Consider the following 20,329-nt stretch of genomic DNA (forward strand, 5'->3'; position numbering starts at 1 on the left):
GCGATTAGCAACGGATAATTGTGTCCGGCACAGGATATTAAGTGGCATGAAACGTTTAAACCAGCACAGCGCAATCATCGCCGTTTCCTTTGTCCGAGGGTTCGTCGCAACAAAGCATAATTGTGTCAAATGTCTTGTTCACCGTATGACTTTATTTTTCGGATGCGTAATCACTAAGGGTGTGGAGTTGCAAATTCTCCAGGAAAAACCGGTCCGACAGAGTGAGCACAGAAGATGGCGAGGACATCGAACCCGGAAAATTTCCGCACGCTGACGGTGACCTACCCTCGGCGGGCTGGCAGTCGTACCTGATTGATTTCACTTTCTGGCGAAAAGCTATCCGTAATGACTGAACATGATACAGCGTCGTCCGGCTACGAAAATCCTTCCCCCTGTCCTGAAAGGGCTAGCCAAAAGCAGATCCCCCTTTCGCGCAGCGAGTTTATTAGCGTTATTTAAATCACTCCCGGCCATTTTACGCCAATGAAAATCGTTATCCATCCCACTAAAATTTAAAGATATTTGCCTATTATCGTTTTCATTGATGAAAGTCAGGAGAGCTTCGCTTTGTGCTCCTGTAAGGTGCAGATAGCAGGCCAGACGCGCTTGCTATCTGTACCTTACCGCTTTCGCACAGAACGGACGAAAGCGCTCATAAAAAACTAAGGGATGAGTATGAAACTACATAAAGCAGGGCTGTCTGCTGCCGTTATCTTCCTTTCAATGCCTGCCTGGGCGGTTCCGCAGCTAAAGGGAACTGATTCGATACCTGCCGTTATCGCTGCTATGACGCCCGAAGAGAAAGCCTCACTGGTCTCTGGCACCGGCATGAACAATGCAGAAAAAGTGGCGGGTGCTGCCGGTTCGACGGTGGCCATCCCGAGGCTGGGGATCCCTCAAATTGTCTTTGCAGACGGACCGGTAGGCGTCAGGTTAGGGGCTGGCCCAACCGGCGGTGAGAAACGTTTTGCTACCGGCTTTCCGGTTTCCGTCGCGATGGCCGCGACCTGGGACCCGCAGTTGATCCAACAAGTGGGTGGAGCGATAGGTAATGAGGCCAGGCAGTATGGCGTTGATCTCATGCTTGGTCCGGCAATTAACATACAGCGCAATGTGCTAAATGGCCGAAACTTCGAGTACTTCTCGGAAGATCCGTGGCTAAATGCCATGATTACCGTTGGTTATATTAATGGCATGCAGGCTCAGGGGGTTGGTGCGGTACTCAAACACTTTGCCGCTAATAATCAGGAAACGCGCCGACAGACGGTTAATGAAATTATTTCTCCCCGTGCCTTGCGGGAAATCTATTTCCCCGGTTTTGAATATGCAATGGAAAAGGCACAGCCCTGGGCGGTAATGAGTTCCTATCCTGCCATTAACGGAACCCCCTCCTCACAAAACTCGTGGTTGCTAAAGGACGTGTTGCGTCATCAGTGGAAGTTCAATGGCTTTGTGATGTCTGACTGGTATGGCGTCAGTGACCCTGTCAGGGCGCTGCAGAACGGTAATGATCTCAACATGCCCGGCGGCCTGTCAGAAAAAGAGACGCCTTTCCTGCGTCGTAATACTGACCCGAAAGACGTTATTCTCGCGGCATTGAAGTCCGGTGAGTTAACCCAGCATCAGATCGACGAAAATATCCGCAATATCCTTAATGGAGTGATTAAAACACACCGTTTCAAAGATGCAGGCGCTGCCGGAAGATCGGAACCTATCGATCACTCTTCACTGGCGCGTCAGGTTGCAGCTGATTCCATGGTATTGCTGAAAAATGATTCAGCGACCCTGCCGATGCCCTCTTCCTTTCGCATTGCGGCTTTCGGTCACAACGTTAACAACTTTTTTGTTATCGGGGGCGGTAGCGCGGAAGTCAATATTGATCCCAAACGGCTGGTGACCTTGTCTTAGGGAATGAAAAATGCCGGATTAACTCTTATCGATACCATTGAGGGACAACCGCTCAATGAGCAGGCCAACGATGCTGCCATCACCCGTGCGGCGCAGCAGAGTGATATCGCCCTGATTTCAGTGGGACGCAGTTCTACAGAGGGGGCCGATCGCTATTCGATGACCATGCACGCAGACGAAGTAGCAATGATTGAAAGGGTATCCGCACTATTCCATCAGCAAAATAAAAAGGTAGTGGTCGTGCTCAACATAGGTTCGCCTATCGAGATGGCGTCATGGGAGAGCAACGCTGACGCTATTCTTCTTGCCTGGCAGCCTGGTGAACAGGCAGGGAACGCTGTAGCAGACATTCTTACCGGTAAAGTGAATCCTTCGGGCAAACTGCCGTTAACCTTCCCCAAACGCCTGGAAGATTCACCAGGCTTTGGCAACTATCCAGGCAGCGCCAAAACGGTTATCTATGGTGAAGGGATTTATGTCGGCTACCGTTATTTTGACACCCGACGTATCGCTCCGATGTACCCGTTTGGCTATGGGCTTTCGTATTCCAGCGTAAAGTATGGGAAAGCCCGTCCTGAAAAACCGGTATTTAATCTCGATAAGCAGGAAAGTATTAAGATTAGCGTTCAATTGCACAATCTTTCTCAGAGAGAGACAAAAGAAGTGGTTCAGCTCTGAACCGCCCCGGTTTTCCGGGAGAGTATTTTAGTTGGGAACTCAGGCTGCCAGATCCTTATTCCCGATGGAAGCATAATATGCCCGTTCGGCTTCTGCCGGTGGGATATGCCCCAGCCTTTCCAGCAGCCGGCGATTGTTGTACCAGTCCACCCACGCCAGCGTCGCCAGCTCCACTTCGCCGCGGTTTTTCCAGCTTTGCCTGTGTATCACCTCCGCTTTGTACAGGCCGTTGATGCTTTCGGCCATCGCGTTATCATAAGAGTCACCCGTGCTTCCCGTTGAAGCCAGAAGCTCCGCCTCCTGCAACCGCTGTGTGTAGGCCAGCGACACGTACTGTGAACCTTTGTCGCTGTGATGGATGGTTCCTGATGGCCGACGGGCCCACAGCGCCTGCTCCAGCGCATCCAGCACGAACGTCGTCTCCATCGACGATGACACCCGCCAGCCCACGATGCGACCGGCGAACACGTCGATAATGAACGCTACGTATGCGAAGCCCTGCCAGGTGCTGGCGTACGTGAAGTCTGCCACCCACAGCTGGTCAGGGCGTTCAGCCACGAACTGACGGTTCACCCGGTCATGCGCGGCAGGGGTCTTACGGCTGACGGTGGTTCGCACCTTTTTACCTCGCAGTACGCCGGTTAGGCCCATGGACTTCATCAGCCTCGCGATGGTGCATCGGGCCACGCTGAAGCCCTCCCGTAGCAGCTGGCGCCAGACCTTGCGAACACCATAGACGCCGTAGTTTTCGTCGTACACGCGCTGTATCTCCTGCTTCAGTTTCTCATCACGCTGGTCGCGATGGCTACGTCTGTCAGGATGCAGCTGATATTCACGGTAGCGGTAGTATGACGACGGGGCGATATCCAGCTCATGGCATACCGGTCCGACCCCGTATTCATCGCTCAGGGTATCCACCAGGAGGGCTATTTTTTCCAGAGGCGGTCGAACTCCCCCCTCGCCAAATAAACTGAGGCCTGCCGCCGGATATCATTGCCGCGCCGCCGCTCGCGGGTCTCACGCTCCAGCTCTTTCAGGCGCTGGCGCTCAGTGGTGGAGAGACCACCATCACCGCCACCGGCATCACGTTCATACTGACGCAGCCAGATACGCAGGGTCTCCGGCGTGCAGCCGATTTTAGGGGCGATGGAACTCAGGGCTGCCCACTGTGAGTCATATCCGTCCTGGCATTCCAGAACCATGCGGACGACGCGCTGCCGTATCTCGGGGGAAAAACGTGTATTTTTAGTCATCCTGTTTACCTCTCTCTCAGGGAGTTTAGTCTCCAGGATTCCCGGGGCGGTTCACTCTATGTGCACGACAACGCTTCGCGTCTCGACAGACCGGAACAGGAGCTGAAAGCTTTTGAAAAGGTCAGCCTGGCTGCGGGAGCAGAGAAGCAGGTGACGCTGAATCTTGACAAGCGTGCCTTCTCATATTTTGACGAGGACAGGAATGACTGGGTACTTGAACCGGGCCGATTCACATTGCGTATCGGCAGCTCTTCGCGGGACATCCATACAGAGGTTCCTCTTACTGTCACCTCATCGACACCAGCCTTCTCCTTTGAAACGCCGTGGATTGATATACAAACATATGAAAAAGCGGCTTCAATTGTGGCGAAAGCCATCGGAGATGAAGCGACTAATGCCTGGATTGAGGGAACACCAACCCTGGGTGATAAGCTGGACGATGCGTTGAAACAGCAACCAGAACTGATGAAGGACGAGAAGAAAAAGCTAATTCTGAAGCAGAATATCTTACGTCAAATCAATGCATTGTAGTACTCGTTGGCATGTAAATACGCACCGCCAATGACACAAGCAGTGCTGCTAAGCCAGCACTGCTTCAAAATATTACATTGCCTCTACCGCTCTATCCTCCAAGCTGCGCTTACCCTCTTTCCGATACAGTAACCAAAGAAAGGCGCTCGAACAGAGGCTTGCTTCATCTATGAATACGGACATTCAGAGGGATTCGCTGTGAATTATTGCCAGCTATCGAGAAAGGAACGCCAGGGCGAGCCACAGGAGGTGGCGAGGGCATCGAACGTTCGGGGACGGGTTCGGCCTCCTGAACGCAAAAACCCGCCTTGCGGCGGGTTCTTTAAATAGTGGTGCCCGAACCCGGAATCGAACCAGGGACACGGGGATTTTCAATCCCCGTGTTTTTGGAAAGCAGTGAAGTGAGCAATCGTTCTCATCTGAATAATGTTATTCAGGTGACGAAATGCATTCAAAAACGAAAGTTGTCCCCGTAGTTTCTACCAAAGGTGGCGAGGGGAAATCAACCCAGGCCGCTAATCTCGGCGGTTTTCTCGCCGATGCAGGCATAAAAACCCTCATTATTGACGGCGACCACGCCCAGCCTACTGCCAGCAGTATCTATCCCTTAGCATACGAAGCACCATGTGGCCTCTATGAACTGCTCATGCAGACCGTAGACCTCTCAAAGGCCGAAAACATTATTTCGCGCACCGAGATCGATAATCTTGACGTCATCGTCTCCAATGATCCCCGCAACCTTTTACCTACCTATATGCTCAATGTTGCTGACGGACGCGTGCGTCTCCGCAATGCCTTATCAAACCCGGTCTTCAGCCAGTATGACGTCATCCTGATTGATTCACAGGGTTCACGCTCGGTGATGTCGGAACTGATTATTCTTGCAGCTACCGGTGAAATGATTGGAATGGTCAAGCCGGTGCTGCCTGATGTACGTGAATTTATGCGCGGCACCGTTGCTCTGATGGAAGAGCTGCTCCCGTACATGGCTTTTGGTATCAGTCTTCCACGCATACGTATGCTGGTGAACTGCATGGATTATACGCTGCTTGCCAAAACTACGGTTGAACAAGCTGAGAGCATCATACTGAGCGGTGATTACAGCCAGCATGCGAATAAGATCGTCATCGATATGCTCCAGACACGCATTTATGATCTGGATGTTTACAAGCAGGGGCATGCGGCCGGTCAGCCCGTGCACCGCCTTGAGAAGAAAACCAGCCGTAAAAGTGATTCTGCGTTTGATTCTATGCACAAACTCGCCTGTGAACTTTTCCCGGAATGGAAAGAGAAGTTTGATGCATTAGCAAACGCTGGTGAGGGGGAATAATGTCTGACGTTAAACCAACCCCTGAATCAGTTTTGACATGCTGGCAGCATGAGCTGCCAGCAGGCAAACAATCACGCAGCCTCAAAGCGAAAAGGCGTATCCAGGCAGTCGAGTTTTCTCTCGATGCGGGTTTGCAATTGCTTCAGACCGGCGAAGTCGGTCCAGTCATCTGTAAGAGCAAGGGACAGTTCGGCCCAGGACATTTTGGACACATCTGCAGGAAGCAGGTGATGGCGACGGATTACTGCATAGTGCAGGGCATCTTTCGGCGAGCAGTTTCGGAATTGCTGTTTCCACTGGTTGCTTTTGCTGAGCCACTCCCCCAACCACAACAGACGATAGACCATCTGACGTTCTTCTTTCGGGGCTTTCTTCGCTTCTTCCCAGAAACGTTTGCTCAGATTGTCAAAAACGTCATCGTTATAAACCAAATCAATGCCGGACGGCAGCTGAGTATGTGCGCCGGTGGACGGCAGGTGTGCATGTGTATTCATAGATATGTCCTCAAAATTGGGTAATGCTCCCAACTTACTGATTTAGTGTATGATGGTGATTTTGAGGTGCTTGCGTGGCTTCCATTTCCATCAGATGTCCTTCCTGCTCCGCTACTGAAGGCGTGGTGCGTAACGGCAAAAGCACTGCCGGACATCAGCGCTATCTCTGCTCTCATTGCCGTAAAACATGGCAACTACAGTTCACTTACACCGCCTCTCAGCCCGGTACGCACCAGACAATCATTGATATGGCCATGAATGGCGTCGGATGTCGCGCCAGTGCACGCATTATGGGCATTGGCCTCAACACGGTTTTACGTCACTTAAAAAACTCAGGCCGCAGTCGGTAACCTCGCGCATACAACCGGGCAGTGATGTGATTGTCTGCGCTGAAATGGACGAACAGTGGGGCTACGTCGGTGCTAAATCACGTCAGCGCTGGCTGTTTTACGCGTATGACAGGATACGGAGGACGGTTGTGGCACACGTCTTCGGTGAACGCACTCTGGCCACACTGGAGCGTCTTCTGAGCCTGCTGTCGGCCTTTGAGGTCGTGGTATGGATGACGGATGGCTGGCCGCTGTATGAATCACGCCTGAAGGGAAAGCTGCACGTTATCAGCAAGCGTTACACTCAGCGCATTGAGCGACATAACCTGAATCTGAGACAACATCTGGCAAGGCTGGGACGGAAGTCACTGTCGTTCTCAAAATCGGTGGAGCTGCATGACAAGGTCATCGGACATTATCTGAACATAAAACACTATCAGTAAGTTGGAGTCATTACCCAAAATTGTAGATATGAATATGCTGTCCGCACCTTCATTCCGGGGTCGCCAAACTTACCGGTCTGAAAACGTGCAGACAGTCTCGGGGAGTTTACTCCCGGCAGCTGTTCGTCTGGCACCCTTTACGTATGTTTACGTCAGTGTCAATTCTCTGAAAAGACAAGATTTATCGTGTGAGGAAAGTGCCATTAAGCGCCGAACGGTAATGCCCTCCCTTAAGGGAGGTGCATATGTCTGACAACCGCAGAAATATCCCAGGTATTTATTCACTTGATGCCGAACAGTCGTAAGCGTCTCATCCAGACCGTATTGAAGCTCAGACAAAAGTGAGATCGACCTTCCAGGGCAGCAGATCACGGACCCGGTTCACCGGCCAGTCCTGGATATGACCGATGACGTAACGCAGCCACGCCTCCGGTTCCACGCCGTTAAGCCGGCAGGTGCCGATCAGCGAGTACAGTACCGCAGCACGTTCCCCGCCCGCGTCTGAACCCGCGAACAGCCAGTTTTTCCGCCCCAGGGCAACGCCACGCAGCGCGTTCTCTGCGATGTTATTGTCTATCTCGGCCCAGCCGTTGCTGCAGTACAGGTTCAGCGCATCCCACTGCTTCAGCAGGTACGAGAACGCCTTCGCCGTATCCGAGTGGCGCGACAGCACCTTCATCTGTGCCTGTACCCAGTCGTACAGCGACTGCATCAGCGGGACCGTCTGCTCTTTCCGGACCGCCAGCCGCTCCTCTGCCGGGCTGCCGCGTATCTCCGCCTCGATGGCATACAGTTTACCGATGCGCTTCAGCGCTTCGGTTGTGACGTCGGTCGGTGTGCGGACGTGAACGTCATGGATTTTTCGCCGGGCGTGCGCCATGCAGGCCGCTTCGGCGATACGGCCGTCTTCGTACAGTGCGTTGTAGCCGCCGTAAGCATCGGCCTGCAGGATACCGCTGTATCCGGCAAGGTGTTGCTGCGGATGGATCCCCTTACGGTCCGGCGAGTACGCGAACCCCACCGCCGGGGGAAGCGGTGAGCCCGCGTTACGGTCGTCCCGCACGTAGACCCACAGCCGGGCCGTGCGGGTTTTACCGCTGCCCGGCTCCTGAACCGGCACAGGGATATCGTCGGTATGCACCTTGCCCGGAATCAGCACGTACTGGCGCAGCAGGTCATACAGCGGCTCCAGCAGTTCGCTGACCGCACCGGACCAGCGCCCCAGTGTGGCACGACTCAGCTCCACGCACTGACGCCGGTATATCTCTGACTGACGATAGTGAGGCGTGTGCTCTGCGAACTTTGCCGTGACGATGCGCGCCAGCAGCCCGGGACCCGCGTAGCTGCGCTCTATGGGTTTTGCCGGCATGGTCGCCTGAACGATGTGGTCACATCCACAGCAGGCCAGTTTTGGCCGCTGCGTTTCGATAACCTTAAAGGCGCTGCTGATGAGCTCCAGCTGCTCCGATACGTCGCAGCCCAGCGCGCTGAGCTCTCCGCCGCACGACGGGCAGGCGGTTTCTGCCGGCGACAGCGTGCGGGTTTCGCGGGGGAGTGTGGCCGGTAATGGTTTACGGGCAGAAGACTGGCGCAGCGGTTGCGGAACCACCGGGTCATGCTGCTCACCCAGCGCCTCAGCCATCTCCTCCTGCAGGGCGCCGATGCGCTCTTCAGCCTCGCGCACCTGGCGCTGCGTTTTCTCACGCAGCTTTTCGGAGCTTTTGCCGAACTGCATGCGCTGAAGCTTAGTGATCAGCGCCTTCAGCCGGTTGATTTCGCTGGCGTACGCCGCCACCCGCTGTGAGAGCAGGCGGTTATACTCCGCCATTTTGCGGATGGTGGTCTGCTGCTCCAGCAGCAGCGCCCTGAGCCGGGCGTTTTCATCGGGAAGGGATGCGTCCATAACCCCATTTTACAGCAGGTTATATCCGCAGGCCAGGCCGTTCAGTCCGCTGTGGGTGCTTCCAGTTAATGCCTTCCAGCAGCATGGAGAGCTGCGCAGGCGTCAGATGCACTTTTCCGTCACGGGTCACCGGCCAGACGAAGCGCCCCCGCTCCAGTCGTTTGGTGAACAGGCACAGGCCGTCCCGGTCGGCCCACAGCACCTTTATCATGTCGCCGCGACGACCGCGAAAGATAAACAGATGACCGCTGAACGGATCGGTGCGAAGCGTGTTCTGCACTTTCGCTGCCAGCCCGTTGAAGCTACAGCGCATATCTGTCACGCCAGCAACCAGCCAGATCCGCGAACCTGCCGGAAAGCTAATCATGACTCACCCTCCCTGAGTTCGCTGACCAGTGCGCGCAGAAGTTCAGGCGTCAGCGGGCCAGTCAGGTTGAGGCTTCCACCTGGCAACGTCAGCCTGCAGCTGATGACCGGTGGCAGGTCTGCTGATACGACGCCGTTTTGCCTGGGCGGAGGGACAACAGGCTCCATAGTAACCGGAATCAGAGTCGCTCTGTTGGCCGGATCCAGTAGCCCCTGACGATGCAGATTGCGCCAGTTGAACAGCAGATTATCGTTAATGCCATGCTCACGGGCAATTTGAGCCACACAGGCGTCCGGCTGCAGGGTCAGCTCCGCCATGCGAATTTTGAATTCCAGAGGCCAGTCCGGCCGGCGTTTTTTTACAGGAAGATTTGTCTCAAGATTGAAGGCATAGAGCTCTTCCTCCAGGCGTTCAGGCGTGTATTCTTCCGACAATGGCCAGTTAATTCCGGTTCGTCGAAAACGCGTGAACATTTTATGTATGGCAGATGAGCTAAGGTTCAGTTGTTCTGCTATTTCACGGTAAGTCAGAGCCTCATTAAAGCGCAGGCTCAGCGCTGTGAAGATCCATGGTCTTCTGGTGTAAGGCGTATTTTTGTCCACGGTAGTGTCCATGTTCGCGAAAGTGTCCATGGTAGGAAACGCGGGCAAAAATAAAAGACGGTCTGGATGAGACGCTTACGCTGTTTCCAGAGCCAAATGAAAAATAGCCAGCAACTGTGGATTTTTGCTGCGTAGGGCACGGGTAATCCGGCGCTCTTCCGGGGAGGTCAGACGTCGCGTGCGTCCTGGAGACGCTGTTGGTTTGCGGACGTATTCAACGGGATTGTGTGAACAGGTCCCCCATTCTATGCGTGCGAGATTATAAAGCGATGAAAGCAGTGCCAGCTCAAGCCTTACGGTATTGGGACTCACCACACGTCCTGTACGGTCGCTTACCGTATTCAGCCTCGTATCACGGTAATCAGCGATATCCACGGAGCTAATCTCATCCATGCACTTCATCGACAGCGCTGAACGTTTAATAACGTTGATACGATAAAACTCCTGAAGATGACCACGTTTATGGACAGAGACAGCACTGAAATATTTATCCAGTGCTTTTCCAAGTGCCATTTTTTTTATTCGGTTTCTGACCGCCATCATACCCCCCTGAAAAAACAGGAAAGATATCACATTGCTGCCAGACATCACTGTCAATCCGGTGTGTGGAAAACCCCGGCCCCCGGAGGCGGTCAGTATGTTCTCCGCAGGTACTCGTCAGACGGCTCACTTGTGCCGGATATCCAGGTGCTTTGTCAGGCAAACCCCGTTACAGGTGGATGTAACTGCCCGGCCGGTGCAACGGACAATGCCTATATGACGGGGCAGTCGTACATGTTTGTGCCCTGGGATACGTATTTCGAGACGCATTTTTGCACATTGTGATTGCCTGCAGCCTGCCCTGAAAACAGGCAATGGGCCTTTACTGATACTGATTAACACCAAAACGGCCTGGAGAGCACCCCTCTGATGGCAGAGGGGTAGATAATATTGTGTAAGCCGTATTCGCAGGAACTTCAAAAGTGATTGAGCCAGATTTTGACCATTCAGGGTTGTTATCATTACCGTAAGACACTGTTACCCCATTAACGATTCCTGATAAATTCCACGTATTTACGCACGCCCCATCTTTTACTGAGCGTGAAACAATAGAGTTACCGCCCTGGGCATAAACAGTCATCGTTGTTGTTCCTGAATTGTATCCGTTGTACTGCGAATCAAAGGTACCTACATAGCTATAACTACCGTTGCTGACATTTCCCCGCCACACACCGGATTGACAGGAAAGTATGGCACCAGATGCATCACGGCTTACCAGCCCGTTTGGTGAGCAAGCAGCGCCCGCCGTGTTAACGCCATCGAGCTGCAGAACTTCCCCCGTGGACAGGCGTCCGTCTGCACGCACGCTACCTCCACGTACCTGACCGCCGGTGTAAATATTTTTGTTATTGACGGCCCGGACCCAGTCATTATCTGACATGTAAAAACCACCCCCGTGGGTCTCATCGAGCCAGCCTTTACCGTTCCGCGTAATGAACCAGCCATTATTAGAACGGATATCGTTATTGGCTGTAATGGCATTACCGGCAGTGACATTTGAACCAGCAGTCACGTTCTGCCCCGTCACCGTACCGTTTGCGGTGATATTTCCACTGGCCGTTACGTTGCCGCTAAAAGCGCCCGTTACGGCATTAACTGTACCGGTATTGTTCAGGTTATTGCCGCCCATATCGATACTGGTATGCATGGTATTGAGATCGGGCTTGCCGGTGACCGAAAATCGGTAAAGCCGGTCACTTTCACCGCGTGAGACGCCCAGTTCGTCAGCGGTCAGCAGAGTGGCGATATGCCCCTGTGTGCTGCTGACACCAAACTGTGCGAGAGGAACGGTCCAGCTTCCCATTGCTCCGGTCGCAATTCCCGATGTCCAGACATAACCACCCATGCCGGTGGATATATCCATTGATATCTGGCGCAGCGCAAGAAACGTGTCGCTACCGATGTAAAACTGGCCCACCTGCCGATGTAAATCTGACCCACCTAGGGTAAAAATGGCAGTTTTAAGGCACTGCCAATGATGACATTGGAGACCAGAGTGGAGATTAGTGTTTTACACCGTCAGGGCATGTCGATACGCGCCATCGCGCGCCAGCTTTCATGCTCTCGTGAGACCGTTCGCAGATATATTCGTAGCCCGCTGCCCGTAGCGGATATGCGCTACAAGCCTCGCGCACCCAGACCCTGCAAGCTTGACCCGTTCAAGACCTATATCCTTGGGCGCGTGGCCGCTGCCAGGCCCCTCGGGATCCCCGCCAGTGTGCTGCTGCGCGAGATCCGTCAGCGTGGTTACGAGGGTGGTTACAGCATGCTGACCGCTTTCCTGCACCCCATTAAGCAGCCCGTCACTGAAGAGGTAACACGCTTCGAGACCGAGCCTGGCTTTCAGATGCAAGTTGATTTCACCATCATCAGACTCGGTCATAACCCATTGCTGGCCTTTGTCGCCACGCTGGGCTGGAGCCGCGCGACTTTCGTCAAGTTTTACAGCAACCAGGACTCCGCTGCCTGGTGTGACGGCATTGAGTCTGCGCTCAGGTTCTTCGGCGGGACGCCGCATCAGCTGCTGTTCGACAACGCCAAGGCCATCATCATTGAGCGCGATGTCTACGCCCCCGGTAAGCATCGCTGGAACCCGCAGTTGATGCACGTCGCCGAGAAGTATGCCTTTACTCCCAAGGTCTGCCGACCCTATCGCGCCAAGACCAAGGGTAAGGTTGAGCGGTTTAACCATTACCTCAAGAACAGCTTTATCGTGCCTCTTACCGCGACCTTCCGGCAGGCCGGGCTGGTACTGGATGTACCTGCTGCCAACACACGCATCGGCGAGTGGCTGGTCACCGTCGCGAACACACGAGTGCATGGCACCACAGGCGTACCGCCTGAGCAGCGCATGCCGCGCGAGCGTGCTGCGCTATTGCCGTTACCGAAGGTCACGTTGGCATTGCCTGCACCTGTCCCAGCGCTCAGCCAGCGTCCGGTGCCGACCGAGAGCCTGCAACATCCTCTGGCAACGTACCAGGCCTTGCTCGAGGTGCCAGCATGAACCTTCAACATGATCGTATTGCCGCGCTCTGCGAGCAACTCAAGCTCGACCGCCTGCCGGCAGAGTGGCCGGGTGTGGCACAGGCGACCATCGACAACAGCGGCACGCATGCCGACTTCCTGGAAGCCGTTTTGCAGCTCCAGCATGATGGCCAGAACGAACGGCGTCGCCAGACCATTTTGCGGTTATCAGGCCTGCCGGTGATAAAAACACTGGAGCAGTTCGATTACGCCTATGCCAGTGGCGTTCCACGAAGTCAGATCCAGGAGTTGGCGGGTCTGACATTTATCGAACGTCAGGAGAACGTTGTCCTGCTCGGGCCTTCTGGCGTCGGCAAAACGCACCTGGCGACCGCCATTGGCTATAAGGCCGCGATGGCGGGTTTAAGCATTCGGTTCATTACCGCCGCCGACATGATGCTGCAACTGATGGCGTCACATCGTCAGGGTGACCTGAAGGGCTACCTGAACCGCGTCGTAGGTAAACCTAAGCTGTTGATCATCGACGAAGTGGGATATCTGCCGTTCGGTAAAATGGAGGCGAACCTGTTCTTCCAGGTAGTCGCTAAACGGTATGAGTCAGGCAGCGTGATCCTGACCAGCAACCTGCCGTTTACGCAGTGGTCCGGAACGTTTGGTGATGACGAGACACTGACGGCAGCGATGCTGGATCGGCTGCTTCACCATGCGCATATCGCCCAAATCAGCGGCCAAAGCTATCGACTGAAAGATAAGCTGAAAAGCGGTCAACTCCAGAAGAAAACGAAAGCAACAACGCTCGAATGATTCAAAGGGGGTGGGTCAGTTTTACTTTGGCAGGGTGGGTCAGAATTCGATCGGTATTGACAGAAACGGAAGTGCAGAGCCATCATGCGTGTAGACCATCGCCTGCAGCTGGTCGGTGTTGGTGGCATTGCGTATAACCGCAGCGGAATAAGCCTGGCCGTCAATGGTGGTCTCACTGAAGCCCTGTTCCAGAAAACCGGTATTTTTCAGCATAGCGGGTGTCACAATGACCGGCGCGGTGGTGGTGGCGCTGGTGAGCAGCGTATCGTAATAACGCCCGGTATAACTTTTTACGGCCTGCGTGAAGCGGGACACCTACGCTGAGGTGTTCATCCAGGTCCGTTTCTGCATCCAGTCGCTGATGAGCGAATATCCCCATACGCTGACCAGCAGCAGAATCAGTAAAGCCGCACCCGTACTGAGAATAGCCCAGCCACGATCGGTTGTTTTTATTGAGTTCACTGGCATCACCATGTAATAAGCGGCTGATAAAGTTCAGGCAGTGTCACTGACATCGCACCGGCACACAGCCAGGGGCCCATCGGCCCGCCCTCGCTTATGCGACGGACGGATAACTGCCACAGGACAAAAAACATCACACCGGTCAGCAGGGCATAAAGCCCAACGGTTCCACCGAGCCATGCGGCAATGGCACCGGCCAGCCACACATCGCCCAGTCCCAGACACTCGCGACCATGAATCTTCGTTGAGGCATATCGCCAGCCGCCGAAAATCAACATCGCGATGACCGCAGAAAGGAGATGTTCCGTAAACCCCGGGTTCAGAAGTGCGGCAGCAAGCCCCGCAGTCAGACAGCTCACCGTCATTTCGCGGGGCAGCAGTCCCGTCAGCGCATCGGTAAGCGTCATTCTGAAAAGAAACAGGCTGATGAAAAATGACAGCAGGCGCGTCATCGCCGGTGCGGGTGCCAGCAGCATGACACTGACAGCAGCGGCATATAGCCAGACTATCGCCGGAGGCACAGGAGAACTGCGCCCGTTCCAGTTACCCGATGTCACCAGGTTAATACTGACGAGGCTCGCCATAAAATTAAACAAACCGAGGCTCAGTGGAAAAATGATGCCAAGCGTTGGCCACGGCATACTCAGTGTCAGCAGTGTCACAGTCTGATCCCCCGTTCTTTCAGTAAAAGGCGCCGGTAAATGGCATAAATCCGGTTGGCGTAAGATTCGCGCGTTTCGTGGCGATCCTGACGAAAACCAGCGTTGTAAGAACCCAGACAATTCCAGCTGATGCCGCATACCTGAAAATGTTTCGCCAGAATCCATGTACCAATCTGCACATTGAGACAGGGACGGGTCAGCAGATCCTGTGGACTACGGATAACCCCCTGCGCTATCAGCGCCGGGATGTGTGTGGAGTTGACCTGCATCAACCCGTAATCAGTGCTGAGCGCACGCCCGGTCTTTTTATCGCGGTTAACATTCGTAATCCCCGGACGCAGACTGCTTTCGCCGGTGGCAATGGCCTGAATCAGCAGCGGATCGATGTGGTACTTTGTCCCTGCTGCGTCGAAGCAGAATGACCCCGCGCGGGGGCTGAGCAGGATAAACAGCAGGAGGGCAGTCAGGCGCAGCATGTCATCAGCCGTTGTGGGTGAAGACCAGGGTGTTGTTACCGGTCATGCCTGTGTCAGCGGTACAGGCTTTGCCGGCATCTTCGGCGCTGACCAGGCCGTCACTGTAGTCGGTGCTGTTAAGGCTGATGGCACTGAACGCGCCACCGGAGCCGAGCTGGGTAGCAATGGAGATACAGTCGGCCTGCGGCACTTTCTGTGTGGTGACGGAGAAACCATTATTGAATCCGTTTGATGCCACCGGTGCCATGACAACCTGGCCTCCATAGCTGTTCCACATCGTCGCCGTGCCGGAACTGGCCGTCCCCTGAATCGTCCAGCCGGCCTTCGGCGCGCCCCCCTGCTGGATAAGCGTGCCGGTCATGGTGGTGCCACTGGTAAAGTTATACCCCCCCTGGGTCTGCTTGAGCTGCTGGGCATTGGTCACAATTGTCTGGATATTTGAGGTTTCCACCGCAACAGACTTTTTGCCAGAGAGACTCCAGACAAGCGCCCCGACAATGCAGATGACGATAACCGTAAACAGGGCAATGCTGCCGTGCTCAAGGATGCCCCAGCCCCGGTCTGGCTGGCGCTGGTAATAATGTGATGTCTGAGATGACATAGTCGTTCCTTAATGTATGTTGAAGGTGTTCATGTCCTGAATCTGCATCACCATCAGCAGGATGAGTAAGAAGAAACTCATAATCAGAACGAGAGAAAAGAGTTTGGTAACGTTTGCCCGCCGGGCCACTCGCGTCAGCGCCTGTTCGAGCCAGCGGTCGGCATAGTTAGTGATGAGTGACGCAGCACTGTTGCCTTTATCCAGCAGAGAGAGGTAGTTCACCGCCTCGCGGCTTGGGAAGTCGTAACCGCTCTGGCGCAGCGCCATGCCCAGAGAGTTACCGTCGCTCATACACTCCATTGCCCCTTCGATACGCTCCTGCAGCCAGGGCGGAGCGAACTCGTTCAGGATCTGCAGCGCCTTGAGCTCCTGCACGCCGGCACCCAGCAGGGCCCCGATATTCATCAGGAACACCGCCCCCTGCAGATCTTTATAAACCGACCAGGGCAGCAGATAGTCGGCCAGACGACGCAGTTTTCCCCGCCAGCGCGGTAGCGACCAGAACGCCAGAATGACTCCCCCGACAGCGGCACCCGCTGTTGTCACCCCCCACTTATCCGTCCACTGTGCCACGCCGTTCATCAGCCCGAGTGCACCGGTCCAGCGTGCCGGGTCAGACATTTTGCTTAAGGTGGGCACCAGTGCCATGTTGTTGGCCAGCAGCAGCCCCGTACTCAGCAGGGCCAGCGCTGACGGAAAGACCGAGGCAAAAACCACCTGACCGAGGATGCGCCGGCGGGCGACAATCAGCTTGTCAGCCTGCATCAGCGCGCCGGGAATATTGCCGGTTTCCATCCCCGCGCTGATAAGCGCTGCCTCTTCATAAGGTGCCCAGGCAGCAAGCACATCCTGCAGGGAGCGCCCCTCACGGTTGTCCTTAACCCCTTCCAGGCAGTCCTGTACCAGCTCATGATAGGGGTGCCATCGCTGACCAAAGTCGGTATGCACCTCGCCTATCATGGTCAGCGCCTCTTTCAGCGGTTTGCGGTTTTCCAGCAGGAAGCGCAGGGTTTCGTAAAACGGCTGGCGATACTGACCGGTAAACGTTGCCCTGACCAGGCGATACCGCAGCATTTCCGCCAGCGACATATCACGCTCAGGCGAAAAACGGGTCTTAACCGACATAGGGCACCTCACACTGCATGATGTCGTCCTCGTCCAGCGGACAGATAAGATCGCCTTCCACCGGATCAACGCGCCCCTCCCCGAGATAACGCAGCAGATGCATACGGCGGGTGATACCCCCCTGGTTTACCCAGTACTGACGGGCAACGGCCGGGCCGTGAGACAACCAGAGCTGCATCAGTCGGGCATCCGTCCGGACCACCTCGGCAATGGCCGTGCGACCGGTTACGCCGCGGCTGACGATGCGGCCGGTCAGCGGCACCGTTTTCTGGCAGTGAGGGCAGCCCTCGTGATTACGGAAGAAAAGTTTGCTTGTGTCGCACACCTCCCCTACGGTGCAGTATTTTTCCAGGCGCGTGCGGGTTTCGCCGTCAAGCTCAGGCGCTTTCACCTGCCAGGGAATACGGCATTTTTCACACAGCAGCGGCACCAGACGCTGGCCTATCAGGCCAGTAATGAGTGCGGCATCCGCCAGAAGGTGGCGGTCAATGCCGAAGTGCTCCATACGGCGCAGGGAACCGATGGGGCTCTGGGTATGAAGGGTCGAGAACAGCGCATGGCCGGTTTCACTGGCGTAAATGGCGGCGATCAGGGAATACAGGTCACGCATTTCGCCGTTCAGGATGGCATCCGGAACGAGACGCAGCGCGGAGGCGTTGGCGTTACTCCAGGCGCGGCTGATGGCCTCCGGCGAGTTGTCAGCTGGCATGACGGGGGTCTGGATGGCGCCGGGGATACGTCCCTCCGGCGGGTTTTCCAGCGTCAGCAGGCGCTTTTTTCCCCCGGTCAGTTTCAGCCATATATCGCTGAACACACGCAGCGTGGCGCTTTTGCCGGAACCGGTAGGCCCGGTCAGCAGCACCATGCCTTCCGGCAGGCGCAGGATCTGCATAATGAGCTTTATCTGCTCCGGCAGAAAACCCAGCTGCGGCAGCCCGGGAATATTATCGCCGTCATCAGGAATGAGTCGCATGACCACAATAAGCCCGTCTGGCGTGGGGCGGTGTTCATAGCGGGCGCCATACAGACCGGCACGGCGGGCAAACTTCGCATCGATGCGTCCTGACTGCTCGCGGCCAGCAAAAAATGACTGCTCGCGTACGTCGCACATGGAAAGATAGGAGGTGGAGGCCAGCGTCATTCCCTCCACATCTTTCACTTCATCCACCACTTCCAGTTCGCCGTGAATGCGCAGCTGGACGATACTGAGCTTACGGTCGGCGCTGATTTCAATATGGATATCAGACGCACTGAACTCGTTCCCCAGTCTCATATAGCTGATGACTTTATCCTGCGACACGCTGATATCACGGCTGTTGAGGTCAGCCTCATTGACGCTCTGAGAAAGGGCCAGCCCCTGACGCTCTGCCACTTCGCGCCGGCGGTTCAGCTCGCTCAGCGCCACAAACTCGGTTTTTGCCGTCGGATACTCGCGGGTGACATCCATCACCCAGCGCTGTATGGCCGGTTCTTTTCGCCGGTTACCGTCGATAAGCAGCGTCACGCCACCGGACGGATGCTGTTCGGCAAACACAAAATCCATAATATCTTTATCGGGCGTCATCGTGGCCTCAGAAGGAGAGTTCAGAATCGTCACTGAGGCGCACGAGCGTGGACGTGACCTCCGTGACCCGTTTTGAAGTGCCGGGGATCTGGTCGCCTTTTACCACCTCGGTTACACCACCGTCCGGCAGCACAATGCGGGCGCACAGCTGTGTGCCGCGACCGTAAATCTCCTGCAGGCGTACACTGCCGGCACGCTTCTCCGTGACAGACGTCGCGGCCGGTTGTGATTGGGCCGGTTGTGTCATGAGCGGTGCTGAGGGTTGCAGGGATGTCGCCAGATAATTACGGTCGGTACTCTGCCCGGACTGGCTTTCACGCAGCTGCTGTTCCAGACGGGCTGTCTGGACTTTCTGCTCCAGAATCAGGTTGCTGGCCTGAGCGGCTTCCAGCTCCCCGAGGGTAACGTTTGGTGGCAGTACATCACCGGTGGTGGCTGACAGCGCGGGCCCGCTGAGCAGAACGGACAGCAGCAGCCCCGTCCGGGCGGGATTAATTCTGCGCATAAATGCTCCCCTTCATGGTGTATCCGAACTGCCCCTGCGGGCTCATGGTGATGGACACGCTGGTCAGGCGAAGCCCGGTGGCATTAAAATCCTGCAGCAGGCGCTCAGGCTGCAGACGTGAGCTGACGGAGAAGGTAAATTCCCGCCAGTCCTGTACGGGCGTGTTTTTTTCCTGACCCGGGGCGACTGCAGGCGGCTTCACCTCCGTGAATTTCACGTCCAGGTTGCGGCGCTGCAGGTGAGAGATAAACCGCATCAGTTGCGCATCGGCACCGGGCAGTGCTTCATCGGTGTACTCACTGACGTTGTATTTACGGAATGGAATGAAAACATCGCCATTTTTTCCGCCTTCCTGCAGGTTAAAAACAGCCGCATGTCCCAGCAGTTCGCGGGCGCGGCGGGAGAAGTCTTCAACTGTTGAGCCGGGTGTGGCGACAAATCGCAGCCGCAGTCCTTCCGGCACACACTCACCATCGGTGAAACGCCAGCCGGCCACCGAGGCAAAGACCGGCTCGCGCGTCAGCCAGCAGTTGCTGAGCAGCACTGACACCGGAGGCTGGGAGGCCCACGGGTGCGGTGCACGGGCCGGGGCCACCGGTTTTTCCGGTGTCATCGCCATGCGCGCACGAAACGCTGCAGCGGCAGCAGCCTGTTCAGCCTTCTGCTGTACGGCGTCATACCAGTAAGCGCCGGAGGCGACGGTGACGGTCACTATGACGGCCGGCAGGATGAGTGACAGCGGTGTCCGGCGTTTTCGCAGGCGGCAGCGCTTCAGCTGCGCAGCACTCAGCCGGTCCGTCAGTGACGTGGCATCGAGTCCATCCTCTGCCGTGGCTGCACAGCGCAGGCCCGGCGCATCTGCATCGTTAAAGCGCAGAAAGTTCTGTGCTGCAGACTCAATGAATGCCCTTGAGCCGGTCACATCACCCATCACGGAGAGCTGACCACCACTGGCGGCAAAGAACACCCACAGGTCTTCATCCCGGCTCAGACGGTAAATGCCCCAGGCATTACCGCCCTCGGACAGCTGAAAGGCCACGGCAAGGGCATAAAGGCGGTGGCGCACACGTCCCGGGGAGACTACACCCGCCATTGATGAGTTTCCTCTGCCGGCCATCACGCAGTGGGTGTCCGGCGAGGCCTTGCTACGCAGACGGACCATGAATACGCTCCGCTGCGGTACCCAGTGAAGACCGGCCATCCAGTCCCGCCGGTGGTGGGTGATACGAATACCGGTGCGGCGCGCTGTTTTTTTCTGTGATGACATA

18 protein-coding genes, 4 pseudogenes and 1 other annotated feature are annotated in these 20,329 nt (G+C 55.7%); of the genes and pseudogenes, 6 read left to right on the forward strand and 16 right to left on the reverse strand.

The genetic code is table 11. The features are described from left to right. Positions 1–675: 675 nt before the first annotated feature. Positions 676–2,583, forward strand: a pseudogene (locus H2P46_RS07090) (glycoside hydrolase family 3 protein); the annotation flags it as partial. 42 nt (positions 2,584–2,625) lie between these two features. Here H2P46_RS07090 and H2P46_RS07095 read toward each other — a convergent pair. Next, positions 2,626–3,839 (reverse strand): IS3 family transposase gene (locus H2P46_RS07095; RefSeq protein WP_420846532.1). Its coding sequence is split into 2 segments (ribosomal slippage): positions 2,626–3,545 and positions 3,545–3,839, totalling 1,215 coding nucleotides; the frame shifts between segments, so codons are not numbered across the junction. Next, positions 3,442–3,558 (reverse strand) — a sequence feature (AL1L pseudoknot). It overlaps the preceding gene by 117 nt. A gap of 54 nt (positions 3,840–3,893) precedes the next feature. On the opposite strand from H2P46_RS07095, the pseudogene H2P46_RS07100 reads away from it, so the two are divergent. Next, positions 3,894–4,370, forward strand: a pseudogene (locus H2P46_RS07100) (fibronectin type III-like domain-contianing protein); the annotation flags it as partial. Positions 4,371–4,815: 445 nt separating this feature from the next. Then, positions 4,816–5,700, forward strand: a complete 885-nt coding sequence (locus H2P46_RS07105) for a ParA family protein (RefSeq protein WP_059011833.1) — start codon at positions 4,816–4,818, stop codon at positions 5,698–5,700. A gap of 71 nt (positions 5,701–5,771) precedes the next feature. On the opposite strand, the gene H2P46_RS07110 is transcribed toward H2P46_RS07105, so the two are convergent. Next, a complete protein-coding gene (locus tag H2P46_RS07110; RefSeq protein WP_193404475.1) occupies positions 5,772–6,194 on the reverse strand; it encodes a hypothetical protein in 423 nt (140 codons plus the stop codon). 74 nt (positions 6,195–6,268) lie between these two features. On the opposite strand from H2P46_RS07110, the gene H2P46_RS07115 reads away from it, so the two are divergent. Further along, positions 6,269–6,966, forward strand: a protein-coding gene (locus tag H2P46_RS07115; protein WP_239952247.1) for an IS1 family transposase whose coding sequence is annotated in 2 segments (ribosomal slippage) — positions 6,269–6,518 and positions 6,518–6,966 — 699 coding nt in all. Because the reading frame shifts where the segments join, the coding sequence is not laid out codon by codon here. A 331-nt stretch (positions 6,967–7,297) separates the two neighbouring features. Here H2P46_RS07115 and tnpC read toward each other — a convergent pair. From tnpC to pilV (H2P46_RS07140), 5 genes and pseudogenes are all read right to left on the reverse strand, one after another. Beyond that, positions 7,298–8,869, reverse strand: a complete 1,572-nt coding sequence (gene tnpC, locus H2P46_RS07120; protein WP_193404476.1) for an IS66 family transposase — start codon at positions 8,867–8,869, stop codon at positions 7,298–7,300. Positions 8,870–8,888: 19 nt separating this feature from the next. Further along, positions 8,889–9,236: an IS66 family insertion sequence element accessory protein TnpB gene (gene tnpB, locus H2P46_RS07125; protein ID WP_193403484.1), complete on the reverse strand. Its 348-nt coding sequence runs from the start codon at positions 9,234–9,236 to the stop codon at positions 8,889–8,891. Then, complete coding sequence (gene tnpA, locus H2P46_RS07130) at positions 9,233–9,868, reverse strand: IS66-like element accessory protein TnpA (RefSeq protein WP_193403483.1); 636 nt, start codon at positions 9,866–9,868, stop codon at positions 9,233–9,235. The genes tnpB and tnpA overlap by 4 nt, the downstream gene beginning before the upstream one ends. A gap of 48 nt (positions 9,869–9,916) precedes the next feature. Next, positions 9,917–10,378: pseudogene (locus H2P46_RS07135) on the reverse strand (integrase); the annotation flags it as partial. Positions 10,379–10,700: 322 nt separating this feature from the next. Then, positions 10,701–11,765 (reverse strand): annotated as a pseudogene (gene pilV, locus H2P46_RS07140) (shufflon system plasmid conjugative transfer pilus tip adhesin PilV); the annotation flags it as partial. An 87-nt stretch (positions 11,766–11,852) separates the two neighbouring features. On the opposite strand from pilV (H2P46_RS07140), the gene istA reads away from it, so the two are divergent. Together istA and istB are read left to right on the forward strand one after the other, a co-directional pair. Further along, on the forward strand, positions 11,853–12,881 hold the full coding sequence (gene istA, locus H2P46_RS07145; RefSeq protein WP_193404477.1) for an IS21 family transposase: 1,029 nt from the start codon (positions 11,853–11,855) through the stop codon (positions 12,879–12,881). Then, the gene (istB, locus tag H2P46_RS07150) at positions 12,878–13,666 is read left to right on the forward strand and encodes an IS21-like element helper ATPase IstB (RefSeq protein ID WP_193403211.1); all 789 of its coding nucleotides are present in this window, start codon (positions 12,878–12,880) and stop codon (positions 13,664–13,666) included. The genes istA and istB overlap by 4 nt, the downstream gene beginning before the upstream one ends. 39 nt (positions 13,667–13,705) lie before the next feature. Here the strand turns inward: istB and pilV (H2P46_RS22920) are convergent, their stop codons facing one another. Genes pilV (H2P46_RS22920) through pilO2 form a run of 9 tightly spaced genes read right to left on the reverse strand, consistent with a single transcriptional unit; the run spans position 13,706 to position 20,328 of the window. After that, entirely contained in the window at positions 13,706–13,981 is a 276-nt protein-coding gene (gene pilV / locus H2P46_RS22920; RefSeq protein WP_338103634.1) for a shufflon system plasmid conjugative transfer pilus tip adhesin PilV, read from the reverse strand. Further along, the gene (locus H2P46_RS22925; RefSeq protein WP_238938954.1) at positions 13,982–14,128 is read right to left on the reverse strand and encodes a hypothetical protein; all 147 of its coding nucleotides are present in this window, start codon (positions 14,126–14,128) and stop codon (positions 13,982–13,984) included. It abuts the gene before it with no gap. Positions 14,129–14,133: 5 nt separating this feature from the next. Then, entirely contained in the window at positions 14,134–14,790 is a 657-nt protein-coding gene (locus H2P46_RS07160) for a prepilin peptidase (RefSeq protein WP_193404478.1), read from the reverse strand. After that, a complete protein-coding gene (locus H2P46_RS07165; protein ID WP_193404479.1) occupies positions 14,787–15,266 on the reverse strand; it encodes a lytic transglycosylase domain-containing protein in 480 nt (159 codons plus the stop codon). The genes H2P46_RS07160 and H2P46_RS07165 overlap by 4 nt, the downstream gene beginning before the upstream one ends. 4 nt (positions 15,267–15,270) lie before the next feature. Beyond that, positions 15,271–15,867: a type 4 pilus major pilin gene (locus H2P46_RS07170; RefSeq protein WP_193404480.1), complete on the reverse strand. Its 597-nt coding sequence runs from the start codon at positions 15,865–15,867 to the stop codon at positions 15,271–15,273. Between the two features lie 9 nt (positions 15,868–15,876). Then, positions 15,877–16,992, reverse strand: a complete 1,116-nt coding sequence (locus H2P46_RS07175; protein WP_084876710.1) for a type II secretion system F family protein — start codon at positions 16,990–16,992, stop codon at positions 15,877–15,879. After that, on the reverse strand, positions 16,982–18,556 hold the full coding sequence (locus H2P46_RS07180) for a GspE/PulE family protein (RefSeq protein WP_193404481.1): 1,575 nt from the start codon (positions 18,554–18,556) through the stop codon (positions 16,982–16,984). The genes H2P46_RS07175 and H2P46_RS07180 overlap by 11 nt, the downstream gene beginning before the upstream one ends. A gap of 7 nt (positions 18,557–18,563) precedes the next feature. Next, the gene (gene pilP / locus H2P46_RS07185) at positions 18,564–19,061 is read right to left on the reverse strand and encodes a type IV pilus biogenesis protein PilP (protein WP_193404482.1); all 498 of its coding nucleotides are present in this window, start codon (positions 19,059–19,061) and stop codon (positions 18,564–18,566) included. Then, positions 19,048–20,328, reverse strand: coding sequence for a type 4b pilus protein PilO2 (gene pilO2, locus H2P46_RS07190; RefSeq protein WP_193404483.1), 1,281 nt, complete (start codon positions 20,326–20,328; stop codon positions 19,048–19,050). Before pilO2 ends, pilP begins: the two co-directional genes overlap by 14 nt. Position 20,329 lies beyond the last annotated feature (1 nt).

It is taken from the genome of Mixta mediterraneensis (assembly GCF_014946725.1).
In the GTDB taxonomy this organism is placed as follows: Bacteria; Pseudomonadota; Gammaproteobacteria; order Enterobacterales; family Enterobacteriaceae; genus Pantoea; species Pantoea mediterraneensis.